Annotated in this window: 11 protein-coding genes, 1 tRNA gene and 1 riboswitch; of the genes, 9 read left to right on the top strand and 3 right to left on the bottom strand. The window is 39.6% G+C overall.

All coding sequences use genetic code 11. From position 1 onward, the window contains the following. Positions 1-202 precede the first annotated feature (202 nt). Positions 203-658 carry a tRNA adenosine(34) deaminase TadA gene (gene tadA / locus A7K50_RS07820; RefSeq protein WP_119775396.1) on the top strand — a complete coding sequence of 152 codons (456 nt, stop codon included), beginning with the start codon at positions 203-205 and terminating at the stop codon, positions 656-658. 220 nt (positions 659-878) lie between these two features. Continuing rightward, positions 879-968: transfer RNA gene (locus tag A7K50_RS07815), tRNA-Ser, on the top strand. Here A7K50_RS07815 and A7K50_RS07810 read toward each other — a convergent pair. The 3 genes from A7K50_RS07810 to A7K50_RS07800 form a co-directional block, all read right to left on the bottom strand. Continuing rightward, positions 969-2,324 (bottom strand): site-specific integrase, encoded by a 1,356-nt coding sequence (locus A7K50_RS07810; protein WP_119775394.1) that lies wholly within the window; start codon positions 2,322-2,324, stop codon positions 969-971. Positions 2,325-2,411: 87 nt separating this feature from the next. Continuing rightward, positions 2,412-2,651 (bottom strand): helix-turn-helix domain-containing protein, encoded by a 240-nt coding sequence (locus tag A7K50_RS07805; protein WP_119775392.1) that lies wholly within the window; start codon positions 2,649-2,651, stop codon positions 2,412-2,414. Positions 2,652-3,229: 578 nt separating this feature from the next. Next, complete coding sequence (locus A7K50_RS07800; protein ID WP_119775391.1) at positions 3,230-3,652, bottom strand: sigma factor-like helix-turn-helix DNA-binding protein; 423 nt, start codon at positions 3,650-3,652, stop codon at positions 3,230-3,232. A gap of 422 nt (positions 3,653-4,074) precedes the next feature. Further along, a riboswitch (cyclic di-GMP riboswitch) is annotated at positions 4,075-4,162 on the bottom strand. A gap of 362 nt (positions 4,163-4,524) precedes the next feature. On the opposite strand from A7K50_RS07800, the gene A7K50_RS07795 reads away from it, so the two are divergent. The 7 genes from A7K50_RS07795 (at position 4,525) to A7K50_RS07765 (ending at position 13,296) form a co-directional block, all read left to right on the top strand. Then, positions 4,525-4,824 carry a hypothetical protein gene (locus A7K50_RS07795; protein WP_132102004.1) on the top strand — a complete coding sequence of 100 codons (300 nt, stop codon included), beginning with the start codon at positions 4,525-4,527 and terminating at the stop codon, positions 4,822-4,824. A gap of 366 nt (positions 4,825-5,190) precedes the next feature. Then, entirely contained in the window at positions 5,191-5,751 is a 561-nt protein-coding gene (locus tag A7K50_RS07790) for an FxLYD domain-containing protein (protein ID WP_119775387.1), read from the top strand. 252 nt (positions 5,752-6,003) lie between these two features. Beyond that, positions 6,004-6,945: a WYL domain-containing protein gene (locus A7K50_RS07785; protein ID WP_348980872.1), complete on the top strand. Its 942-nt coding sequence runs from the start codon at positions 6,004-6,006 to the stop codon at positions 6,943-6,945. 81 nt (positions 6,946-7,026) lie between these two features. Further along, positions 7,027-9,747 carry a carbon-nitrogen hydrolase family protein gene (locus A7K50_RS07780; RefSeq protein WP_119775384.1) on the top strand — a complete coding sequence of 907 codons (2,721 nt, stop codon included), beginning with the start codon at positions 7,027-7,029 and terminating at the stop codon, positions 9,745-9,747. A gap of 45 nt (positions 9,748-9,792) precedes the next feature. Beyond that, a complete protein-coding gene (locus A7K50_RS07775; RefSeq protein WP_119775382.1) occupies positions 9,793-10,995 on the top strand; it encodes a type I restriction enzyme HsdR N-terminal domain-containing protein in 1,203 nt (400 codons plus the stop codon). A gap of 93 nt (positions 10,996-11,088) precedes the next feature. Beyond that, positions 11,089-12,351, top strand: coding sequence for a DUF429 domain-containing protein (locus A7K50_RS14530; protein WP_119775381.1), 1,263 nt, complete (start codon positions 11,089-11,091; stop codon positions 12,349-12,351). Between the two features lie 54 nt (positions 12,352-12,405). Next, positions 12,406-13,296 (top strand): hypothetical protein, encoded by an 891-nt coding sequence (locus A7K50_RS07765; RefSeq protein WP_119775379.1) that lies wholly within the window; start codon positions 12,406-12,408, stop codon positions 13,294-13,296. Positions 13,297-13,303 lie beyond the last annotated feature (7 nt).

Below are 13,303 nucleotides of genomic sequence, written 5' to 3'. Positions count from 1 at the left end.
TCCTAAACCCTGTCTTGCGGGGGTTCGAGTCCTCCCGGGGCCACCATCATATCGCAAAGGTTTTAAGGCCTTTTTTTTATCAGATTTGCCGCTGCAAACGGTAGAAGTACTCATACTATGTCAATCCTGAATCTGTATTTCCTGTCCAGCATATTTTGATTCTTCTACGGGTCTGGCAGGATGGTATTCGAGGCTGAGAGAAATGAAACATGAAGATTGGATGAGACTTGCGCTTGACCAAGCCCAAAAGGCTTATGACTGCAATGAGATTCCGGTTGGCGCCCTCGTTATCGTAAATCAGCAAATTCTATCTGTCGCCTTCAATGAAAAAGAGCAGAAACAAGACCCGACCGGACATGCCGAAATTCTCGCCATTCGGCGAGCAGCCGAGGTGATGGGTCACTGGAGGCTGACGGATGCGACGTTGTATGTCACCCTGGAACCCTGCCCGATGTGTGCCGGCGCAATTCTTCAAGCTAGGATCAAACACCTGGTCTACGGAGCGATGGATGCCAAAGGCGGCGCTGTTGAGTCCGTGATGAATGTACTGAACAGAAACTGTTGGAATCACAAAGTTGAAGTCACGGCAGGCGTCTTGGAAGAAGAATGCTCGGTACTGTTAAAACAATATTTCCGGGAAAAACGTACCGGAGTCTAAAGCAAAACCTCATAATCTTAAAAATAATATATTTATCATGGAGAAGTAGCGAAGTGGTCATAACGCGCCGCACTCGAAATGTGTTGGGCATTGTGGAAACCATGTAGCCGAAAACCTAGTATTTATGCGGTTTCTACTCTCCCCGAAGTTCGAATAAATATGGATTTTTGAGTTGTTCTATCCGAGTTCTATCTGGGGTACTGAAATAAGTTAATAATCCGGAGGGTTGTCCGAGTGGCTTAAGGAGCTGGTCTCGAAAACCAGTGTGCACGTTAGTGTACCTAGGGTTCAAATCCCTAACCCTCCGCCATCATGGGGCTGTTAATCCTAAAAGATTGGCAGCCCCTGCCATTTTAAGCGGCAGAGATTTTTGAATAATCTTGGCTGTTTTTTTCTTGGACTGGTATTCCAGATGGCCATAAGTATTGACCGTTGTCCGGATGTCGCTATGTCCAACCCAATCCCGGATGCGCTCCATAGGCACTTCATTAGCCATCATTAAGCCTACGCATGAATGCCGGAGGTCGTGGAATCTGACATGCGGCAATCCGGCTTTCCTAAGCAAATCGCTATGTCTGTTGGTTATATAATTTGGGTCGATAATTTCCCCCAAGGGATCGACGCAAAGATAACCAAGCCATTCTTTGCTGTATGAGTTGCCGCAAAGCGCCCTCAGCTCCTTATTCTCCGTTATTTTTGCTTTTATCCTTTCTTCAACATAAGGAATCAAAGGATAAGTACGGTTGCTCAAATCCGTTTTAAGCTTGTCGGAAGGGATATATATTTTCTTCTTGTCGATCACTGCCGTGGTTACAGTATGATTAGCCCTAAAGAATTTGTACTTGAAATCAAATTGGGATTCTCTAGCGCCTAGACATTCACTGCGCCGCATTCCATAAAATCCGCCCAGTAATATAGGGATTTCAATGATATCGTCTACAATAAATTCGAGATAATTCAACATCTGCTCGGCATTGAGCGTCGCCGCATTATACTTCTCGATTTTGTGCAAGGTTATCGCGCTGTTCGGATTCACGCTGATCATCTTTTTGCTGACGGCATAATTCAGTGCTTGATTGATAATTGTATAATCTTTGGCGACCGTAGACTTCTTTCTGCCGTTTTTAAGCCGGTAAGAATAATGCCCCTTAAGCAACTCAGGCGTAATCTCTTGGACAGTGCATCCGTAAGCCATGAATGTCGGGTATAAGTTTTGTTTTATATTTTCTGCATAGCCAGCCCAAGTATTAAGCTTGATTGTCTTGTCAAAATTAAAGTCTTCGCCCACAACAACATTATCCGGGTGTCTGAATTCAAGCCATTCATTTAATAAATCTGCAAACAAAGGATTTAGTGAATGTTTTTCATCTGAATTATCCTGAACACTATTGTTTTCAGGTTCTTCATGTGCCAAAGTCTTATCGGCTACGCCATTTTTTAAGTCAAGGGAATATTGGATTCTAGCCGATAAACATTGGTTTTCGGCTTCTGCTTCATTTTTCTCGATTGCAGGAAGCCCTGTTGAAATCCAAAGAGGCTTACGCTTTCCATTCTTATCCTTCCGGTTGAGAACGGTGTAATAATATCCTTTTTTAGTTGTTATAAATCCTCCGATTAATTCATCCTCGGTCAATCTGACCATTTCCAGCATTTTAGTGAGTTCCATATGTTTCCTCCTTTCAAGTACTCACTCACCTGCCGTTGACAAGATAGAATGTAGCATAATAAAAAAGGTTCGTAAATTGTGCAAATTTCATTTTAATTCACTGTCGCTGCCGGGACCTATTCTCAGATAACTCAATAAAAAAGGTTTGGGGATTTTATAGGCCCGGCCAACCTTTAAGCATTCAATTTTATTTTCTTGTATTAAACTGTATCCTGTCTTTAGGCTAACTCCAAGAATTTTACATATTTGCTTCATATCGAGCACATCGGGGTATCCTTTTAGCATAATCCGGTAGGCTTTTTCTTGTGATAATTTTTCATTTGCCATAGTTAAGCCTCCTTTTCGTTACAAATCAATCTTCAAAAACTCCTTCTTTTATTTCTATTTTTGGTTAGGGCAGCAGGGGATGCGCTTTCGTTTAGGACACGTAGACACGCAGATCATAAACAGGCACACCCCTATACTGCACTTCTGTTTTGGTTTAAAAATACTATGTTTTATTCGGCGGACGGAGGCTGACCGTCCTCATAGGAATTCCACCTCTCCCAGGTTCTCTGCAAGCCGCCCCCATTGCGTGATCCTGCTTAAGCAGGGCTGTGGCTGGACGGAAGTATCATTATCCCTCTGTATGTGTCATCGCCTTAAATGCTACCGGCATTCATTTATTGCATGGATATTGATCGCTCGCATCTGACCTCATTTAATCAGTAACGGCATGTGTACCTTACTTAAACCCGTATAATGAGGTTTCAGTGGTCTTGGCGTATCTACAATCTGGCTTTCCTTTTCAGGACATACAGGGAAAGTACCGAATAAAACAATTATTTAATTGTCAAAGATCAGTTTAGGGGGAAGGATTTGTCCCTCTAATAACCACTTCATTTTTCAGGCAAAATCGCAGGGTGTTACCCAAAATTTTTTAAAAACTTTTCAATATTTTTCAGTCCGCGTTCGATGGATTCCCTGACTGCGCTTTCTCCGATACCATCTGCCCTGGCAATGGCGGCTTTGCTTATGCCCAAAAAGAAATAGGCATAAATACGCTTCGCCTGTTTTTCCGGCAGGCTGTTGATTGCGGCATACAGCTCCCGATTAGTGACTTTTCTTTCATAAATCTCCTGGGGAGATAATGAAATGAAGACAATCTCTTGCTCAATGCCATCGCCCCGGTCTAGAGAGTAATAGGCTTTGTGCCTGTATATGCGCAATTGGTAAGCCTTCTCGCTTAGCTTAAAGAGTTTCAGGGATGAAGCGATTTCATCCGCAACTTCAACAAAAAAGTCAAATTGATAAAACGGGTAATAATCTCGCAAATTAATCCTTTCCATTTTCAGACCTCCGTTTTGATTTTTTTGAAAAAACCAAAACAGAGGGCGGGGAACGGCACCTGACGGATTTCAATACTTTTCTTGCGAAAAGAGAAAATATATAATAATGGCGGTTGTAAGCCCAAATCTGATAAGCAACATGTTTTTGCCAAGTAAAAAAGCCCGCAGGTTGCTTAAGGCAAATCGCGGGCTCATCCACCGTGACGTTTGTCAAGTAAGATTTATTAAGAACATTATGAAATTCTTCTTTATTTACACCTCAGGAGAGTAATTTTTAACATGCTTTGCAATTAGCAACACTTCCTTTGCGTGGGGCAAAGGGCAAAGCTATGAAAAAACAACCCTAATCTCAGAGGGTAACGCAGCAACTATACGCAAATAAAAAAACTGCCTCAAAAGGGCAGGATAATACCGTAAAACTGTTCGGCAACCAGGCTGTCATAGTGCATTGGCACGTTAGACCCTATGGCTTTGCGTCGCTGTCTTTAGACAACTTTGCCCTTATCTTTTTATTTAGTTAATGTCTGCATTAAGTCAAAAGAATAAAATACTGTCTTAATTGACAGAAAATAATAAATACGCATAGTAATGTGTTCTTATTTGTCATATTATGTTAATTATATAATAAACCCTTATTGCACAAATCCGTGTCAAATTTTGTTGTCGAAAAAAGCGAATATTGTATATTATTACCAAAAACCAAACCAGCTTTAGTATTTTACTAAACCTGCTATATTGCGGAATAATTTTTAAAGCACGAAATGAGCACTTAGTTAAAAAGACTGGAGAAGATCCTTACTGAAAACGGAATAGAAACAAGCAGGACAACAATTCATGGAGATCATTTAGAAACAGAAAATTTGATCAAGATTGTGATAACCGAAGATACTTCAGAACCCAGATTCATAGGCAGAGGAAAGAACAAAAAAAGGTTAAGAGTTAGTTCAATTATTCCGAGTTTGCCATATACAAAAGAAAATGTAACAAAACTGGCATCAGAAAGAATAAGCAAAATCTATTATAATTTTATGAATATTATTCGGGATAAAAGAATTATGTCAGAGATATTAGAAATGGAAGAAACAACAGATGAAGATCTGCTTTTTAGAGCTTTTGCTCAGCAGTATGGGACTTATGGCTCACTTCTAATGAAAAGGAAAAAGAGTTGCTGAATAGGTTTAAAGAAAAAGGTATATCTGTTATTAATAAATATATTGATCAAAATGAAAAGGCTGAATAATATATTGCGATTGTCAACAAGGAATCTATTAGGCTAAATAGATTCACTGGCAAGAGTACTTAGAGAAAACTTTACTCGCCTTAAGAGATAAGTTAATTTCAAAAATAGTGTCGGTTTTGGGTAGGAATATCTAAATTAGCTTATATAAACTTACTTGCAATCCGTTCTATTGGACACTCACTTAGTTAAAATGAGAGCTAAAGGGGGTGTTTTTTTATATATATGAGTTTTCATCATGCGGTTTTTGTTTGCTGAGAAACGAACACCCTGTAGCACTAAATGAAAGGGAGGATACATAATGGAAAAGATTATTAACTGTAAAGTGTGTAATGCTGAGATTGCAAAATCAGCAAAAGTCTGTCCGAGTTGTGGGGCAAAGCAAAAGAAACCAATCTTGAAAAAATGGTGGTTTTGGTTAGTTGTTGTTATTTTTATCGGGATACTTGGAAGCGCGCTATCTGGACCCCAAACTATCAATAACCCCCAAGTACCAGCCAACAAAAATACTGCGGCTTCAGATAAAACAACTTCTGTTAATAAAGAATTATCCTCAGAAGTAACTTCTTCTTCAAAACCCGCCCCGGTCAAGGATTTTGAAATTGTTGGTGATTTGACAACTCAACATGATCAATTTGCATTCTATATAAGCGGAACGCTGAAAAACAATACAAAAAAACTCTATTCATATGCTCAGATTACCTTTAACCTATACGATTCTAATGGAAACCAGATCGGTATGGCTTTGGCAAATGTCAATAATTTTGAAGCGGGTGGAACGTGGAAGTTCAAGGCGATGGGGATGGGCGGCGAAAGCAATGATGTAGCATCATACAAATTTGTTGATGTTGACGCTTTTTAATTCATGTAAGATAAATACATTTATACATGACTCTTTTCTAAAATCCGGAGGAGAGTCATGACCTTTTCTTAGCCGGAAAAATATATAGTTGAAGAGTATCTGGTGCTAGATTGCAGAAATCTACGGATTTTGCAGGAAAAACAGATAATTGATAGAACAAATAAATAATTCTATATTTTTACAGAATTAAACATTTGCCGAGGTTATACAATGGCACGTTCATCCAACCAGAAGTTAAAGATACTGTATCTAATGAAAATACTTTTCAATGAAACAGATGAGAATAACGCCCTAACCGTTAACGATCTCATTGCTCGTCTAGCAAAAGCAAATATCGATGTTGAACGTAAAACAATTTATTCAGATATTTTGGCTTTGCGTGATTTTGGTTTGGACATTAAGATGGAGCGGTCCAAAACATATAATTATTTTATGGCAAGCCGTACATTCGAATTGCCGGAATTGAAGCTCTTGGTTGATGCCGTGCAGTCATCAAAATTTATCACGATCAAGAAATCCAACGAACTGATTAAAAAGCTGCAGAGTTTGGCAAGCAGATATGAGGCCGTTCAGCTACAGCGCCAGGTCTATGTATCCAACCGGGTTAAAACAATGAACGAAAGTATTTATTATAATGTAGATGTTATTCACCAAGCGATTATCTCAGGGAAAAAGATTGGATTCAAATATTTCGAATATACTGTGGACAAACAGAAGAAATATCGCAAGGATGGACAGTTTTATGAGGTAAGCCCGGTATCGTTAACTTGGGATGATGAGAATTATTATCTGATTACATATTCTCTCAAGTACCAGGATTTGACCCATTATCGGGTGGATAAGATGACTGACATATTTTTATCCAATGAACCTCGTGATATCTACAACAAGGATGAATTCGATGTAGCACTTTATGCTCAAAAAGTATTTGGTATGTTCAATGGAGAAGAACAGCAGGTCAAAATCCAATTTGATAACTCCCTGGTCGGAGTAGTTGTTGATCGTTTCGGCAAAAACGTAAATATTATCAAATCAGATGAGGCGCATTTTACAGTATCTTTAAAAATAACTATATCGCCAGTGTTTGTAGGTTGGTTATTTCAATTCGGAGCGATGGTTAAGGTTTTATCACCTGATAGTTTGATTGAGGAACTGAGACAGCAGGCTTATTCAATATTCAAACTTTATTCGTAAATGATAATGATTCATTGGAAAGACAAAAAAATCCTATGGTCTTTTGCGAGATGACTGCGGGATAACCGGGAGGCATTTGCTATGAAACTGAATTGGAACGGTGTGACTCGCGAGAATGTAATAGAAGCAATTAAAATGTTTGAAGAAAGCGCAGAAAACTATCCGCCCGCGAGAAATACCTTCCTCGAGTACAACGGTAAGCGGTATCCGGCGAAACATATTCGAGCTCTTTCATATAAGTCTGCTTTCGGCTTTGAGGCTCCGAAATCAGAATTCACCGGAGGGGCGGAAACAGTGCGCTTTTTTGAAAAACTTGAATTTCATGTAAAATATACGCCTCGTAATGATAATGATCATGATACGGATATTACTGAAGCCGTCGCCCCTGAGAAAGCTAAGTTAGAGCCTCAGCGGGAGTTGACTTTCACCCCAACTGCACCCGCAACCTCAACGGCAAAGATAGTTGAAAGCGATTCTGACAAAGCGGGACCTGTGAAAATTCCCTCTAAAAACGTTATCGAACAAAAAAACGCTTTGCAACTTGTATTAAACCGCTATTTTAATGGAGACGTAGTTTCTGAAAAGACGTTCGATTGGATGACTACTCCGATTGATGATAGAGAGTATCCGTATCTTGTGCCCGCGCTACATGCGTATCGCGGAAGAATAGGTTTTGACAAACGTGGCTATAAATTGCGTTGCGATTTCGTTTGCGAAAGCCAGAAGCTAATTATTGAGTACGATGAAAGACAGCATTTCTCGCTGGCCAGGAAAGCTGCGCTTGAAAGCTATCCTTCAGATCTTACTCTGTATTTTGACAAGCAGAAATGGATTTCCGCCTGCGAAAGCATACAAGCGAAAGACAGTGACCCGCCCAACAGGGATGAGATCCGTGCGTATTACGACAGCATCCGTGACATCCGCAGCGTCCAAAATGGTTATCGATTGATTCGCATAATGCATGGAACCTACGATTGGGAAAGCCCCGATGCATCTGAATATATTAACACTTTAATTGAGGTGCCACAAAAAGTCGTTGAACCAAATCAGCCCGCTGTAAGTTTGAAAATTGGTCTCTACTTACAGGGTAACGACGACCATAACAAGAGAATCTTCAATAAACGCCTTAATGATGCAGCAAGGGAAAGCCTAGACATCTTTGTTTTTCCAGAGACATGCTACACGCCATCTACGGCTGATTTTTACGATCTGAGATTGTCTGACTCGTATGATGTCAATAAGGCAATTGAACGGGCAATGAAGATAAGCCGCCAGGCGGGGTGCGCTGTGATCATCGGCGCGGAAGACAAAGAAAGCTTTATATATAACATATATGCAAATGCGTATGCTTCCGGCAATGAAACTACACATCGCTTGTATAGAAAACACACGATGGCTGATAATTCCTTATTGTCTAGTTCCGATTATAAAGATACTCTGGAAGATATCTTTAATCCAATTATCTTAAAAAATGTAAGAATTGGGATGACTATTTGCTACGACAGTAATCATGCGGCTTTCAGTCGAGCATGGGGCAAACGGGGTGTGGACATCATTATTAATTCGACTGGTGGTAACGTCGTACACCAGAAATGGTACCGCTATAACAAGACACGTTCCCTGGAGAACAATTGCTTCTCGTTCTGTACGATGGGATATTCTCATAGCGATAAGATCAATTCATATACATTCGGTTTCACACCGAACGGTGCCCTTTTGACCGGAAAGCCAATTTATCCTGTAAAGACTGATAAAGATATGGTCAATAACATTTATGTTTATGACACATCTGATTTTGACGGCAGATATGAACCCGATATCAGCATAGAACAGGCTGCGACACCGAATGCCACCGGCACTTGGAGTATCAGCCCGAATGCCGGACGGATAAGTGTCCTACTGAAAGCGTCGGAGTGTATTACGGATGGGCTTTATCGTTATACCATAGACGGAAATAATGTCATCTTCTGCTGCATAGACAGCGTGGACATTAAAACGCCGGATAAGGTACTGCGTTTACTGTATCATCCTGAACTTAAAGGAATACCGAACAAGCGGTATCTAATAATAAATCGTTGGCCCGTACATGACGATGGACAATTCGATAACATCTATTCAGATATCCTGAAAGTTCGCACAGTGGAGAATTTTTGTGCGGTCCTTTATACTTCGCCTGAGAAAAGCATGTGCTTCCAAGCTGGGAAGAACAAGAATGTACAATCGGTTATGCTGATTGACGGTGAGTACAGGCTCGATTTTACCAGAATGAGTGGGCCGGAGGCAATATGGAAAAACAAAGATGGTATGCGGGCGAACTGGCGATGTGGTTATGAGACGCTCGTATGCTCTTTGACCGAGGCGAAAGAGATGAAACAGGTGGCGCTGATATCCTGCACAAAAGATAAACGATCAACCGAATGTGAAGCGAGGTATCTCTATGATGCCAGTGCCTTATTCCGTAAGGCGTATGCCTATGCACAGCTTGTCACGGACGAGTCGTATGTGCTCTCCGCGAAGTACGGCCTCGTCGAGATGAGCACCGTCATTGCCCCGTATGACGAAACGCTCAATACCAAGTCTTCAAAAGAGTGTATGGCTTGGGGTAATCGAGTAATGGAGCAGATCGGAGCGCGCTTTGATATTTCTAATACTGAGTTCATTTTATTGGCTGGTGAAAAGTATATCGCGCCGTTGCTTCCGTATTTAGATCATTGTAAGCAACCCCTTAAGGGATTACCTATGGGTGTGAGAATGCAAAGGCTTGATGAATTGGTCCGAGGCAAAAAACAAGAAAGTAATTAATTCTTACATTTCATTTAATACTAACTTTAGAAGGTGTATGATATTATGATCCAATCGACCGATTTTAGAAAACAATTTTCAAAAATACAGCTTCCGGCTATACATAATAATGGTTCTCATTTTCTTGATCCATTTCGAAAAAGACTGGTTCCAGTAACTCCTGAAGAAAAGGTTAGACAACGAACAGCTTGCTATATTCGAGATGTTCTTCGTGTACCAGAGCATATGATTTTTCTGGAAGAACATCTTTCACATTATGGTATAGATAAGAATGGCCGAGTAGACATTGTCATTTGTGAAGAGAAGGAAGAAACACGAATGCCCATTACTATTGTCGAATGTAAATCTGAAAGTGTTGGTCTAAGCGATCAAGCTCTTGAACAGGCAACTAATTATGCCAACGATTTATTCGCAACGTATGTAATTATCAGTGATGGTAATGAGATCTCCTGTTATGCATATGAAGAGGAGTCAGATAACTACCATTTGCTGAATGGGCTACCAACATATGATGAAATGTTAAAAAGAGAGAGACTAAAAGCTGAAATAGATGGAGAACCGTTTATCAGAACAGATTTGACATCTGTTTCTAATTTTTTAGATTACGATTGGTGTATCGGTGAGGATACCCCTCCTGCAAAGCATAGACATATCGTAAATCTTGCAGAAGCATTACTAGATTGCTCGCACAAAATACCCATAGGAACATATACTGGCGGCATTGAATTCCTTGCTGACCTTGGCTTAAGTTATCGACGTTACGGCGATGCATCCGGCAGTGATTTTGGATCTGGTGTTTACCGTCTACTACACATTAAGTTATCTAATCGTGAGAGTAACATTTACGGATTTTCTATACAAACCGTAGGAAAAACTGAAAACGACCCTAAGTATGGAAACTTAACCGGTAAGAGTGTATTGATTGTATCAGTATCCGGCGATCAAACAGATGAAATGCTGGTGCAAATTAATCTTAATGTTTTTTTGCAGGAGATAAACGACAAATTGATTATTACTCACAACGGTAAATTCGGCATGAAAAATGCTCGAAGTGAAGAATTTAGATCTCGCATTCAAGAATTTAACCCTGATTTGATAAATAACGGAAGAGTATTACTTGGAACGCTGCCCGCAGATAAACTGCTATATATGGATGATCTACAAATGACCGAACTTCTAGTTAATTTAATACGATACTGTGATCACCGAAATCGATACAAAGCGTATTTACGTAATAGAAACAAATAATGACTATCTTAACTTAGTTGCTGCTGTAGTGGGAATTCTTAGTGACGTGATTATAATAGGCACCTAAAAATAATTGGAAATGAGACAAAGAATATGAGCGAACATATAACTACATTTTCAAAAATCCATTTTACGCCAACAGATCCTGTATTAACCGATATAAAGATTGAAGATATTGCTCATGCCCTATCATTGTTATGCCGAGCAAATGGTCATTTTAAGAGCTTTTTCTCAGTAGCGCAGCATTCGATAAATTGCGCTACTGAAGCTAAAGAAAGAGGATATTCGAAAAGAATTCAACTTTCCTGTTTGCTCCATGATGCCAGTGAAGCCTATATTTCCGACATTACAAGAACAGTCAAAAAGCAGCTGCCACAATATATTGAATTTGAAGACAGGTTACAGAAATTAATATGGAACAAATATTTGGATCAACCGCTGAGTGATGAGGAAACAAGACAAGTCTTCGAAATCGATGATGCAATGCTTTATTATGAGTTTTTAAATTTTATGGAGGAAGAAATATTTAATTTCACACCCTGTCTTAAAGGAGTTCCAGACTTTGAATGTAAAGCATTTGAAGATGTGGAAAGGCAATTTATTATTCTGTTTAATAGGCTGACTGGAAAAGAGAAAAATTACATAAGTGTAGGAATAGACGGTTGTAAGGGAGGGTGGTTGGTAGTCGCTATTTCCAATGAAACGTTTGAGGTGGGAAAGTTCAAAACCATAGAAGAAATATGTATAAGATACCAAGGGGCAGACTCTTTGTTGATAGATATTCCGATCGGACTTCCCGAAAGCAAGGTTGATGTTGTAAAGCGCCCGGATAATGAGCTTCGTACTTTATTAAGTAAGAAAGCATCCAGCGTTTTCAATACGCCCTTCAGGCAGATTGTTTATGCAGCAGATGAAAAAATAGCATGGGAGCTAAATAGGGAATTAGATGCAAAGCAAACCCCAATAAGTATGGCCCTATGCAAAGCTATAAAACAAGTGGATGTTTTTCTGCAAAACAATCCACAGTGGAAAAACAGGCTCTTAGAAAGCCACCCTGAGTATTGTTTCTACTTGCTGAACGGTGGAATTCCTCTTGAGGATAATAAGCGAGATGATTATGGCCAAGAGAAAAGAATAGATATTCTGAAGGATTGTTTTTCAGAATCCCAAGCAGTTATTGAAACATATAAAAAGCAAAACAAACTCAGAAAGAAAATTGATGATGTTTTAGATGCTCTTTGTCTTGCCATTGTTGGAAGGCTGGGATGTAATGATGGTTATAGAACAATTCCGGATTTGCCATACCAGGATTGCACAGGTTTGAACATGCAAATTACCGTCTTTAAAAGAAAATAAGGGAATAAAAAAATACTGATAAAGCCATTAGGTGTCTAGGAAAGAAGGATAACAATGCTAAGTGGTGTATCTCGATTAGATTATTTTATAAAGGAACAAGAGAATTCGGTAGAATTATGGTCGAATGCTCGGTTGCCCTTTGAACCTAAGGGATGGCTTCGCGAGATGAGAGATTCTTTAAAAATATCACTAAAATCACTTAAGGGTTCTGAACGATCTATGCTTTATGCAGTTTATGCCTCAGAGCAAAAAGATTTTTGTGATGTAGAAAATGTATTACTCTATAATGTTGGAAGTGGGGCGTTCTCAAATCTTTGCCGCAACGGGTTATCTTTGGAGCGCAGTTTCTCTGCACCTCCGGTAATTCCAGGGCATACTGAAAAAATACCTCATTATCATTGTTATCAAGTTATCGATGTCAAACAAGACCTTGAGCACTGGAAAAAGATACAGACATTAGCGCATTGGGAAGATATTAGCTTCCCAGTAATTCAAAGCAATAGTAAACCGCATTCGTTTTGGTATGCAATGAAAAAGGGCAAAGTCCATATTTCAAACAATTTACGAAAACCTAATTTCTTTGGCATTGAGCTGATGATTAATGTCCCTTATGGGACTAGGATTAACTTGGCTGCAGTTGTAAAACCATTACTTGATGGAATTATAAGTTCTGTTCATGTGCATGACGGAACAAACATATCTTTACTTTCAGAACGATTATCAGATCTAATTGGAACTGATCAAAGTACCGCAGAGAATATGCTGATGGATTCAGCGACTGCAGTTCTCGGTAAAATAAATATGCTTCATCCATACCGTCAAGGCGTACAGTGGAGCCCGGCAGACGATCTCTGTATGACTGTTAAAATACTATGCAAGAATAGTTCAACAATAAGCAATACATGGCGGGTAAGTGGCGAATTATTTGAAATAGCTTTAATTTAGATCTTGC

It is taken from the genome of Dehalobacter sp. MCB1, from assembly GCF_003590275.1.
Lineage (GTDB): Bacteria > Bacillota > Desulfitobacteriia > Desulfitobacteriales > Syntrophobotulaceae > Dehalobacter.
This window is presented reverse-complemented; position numbering and strand designations above follow the sequence as displayed.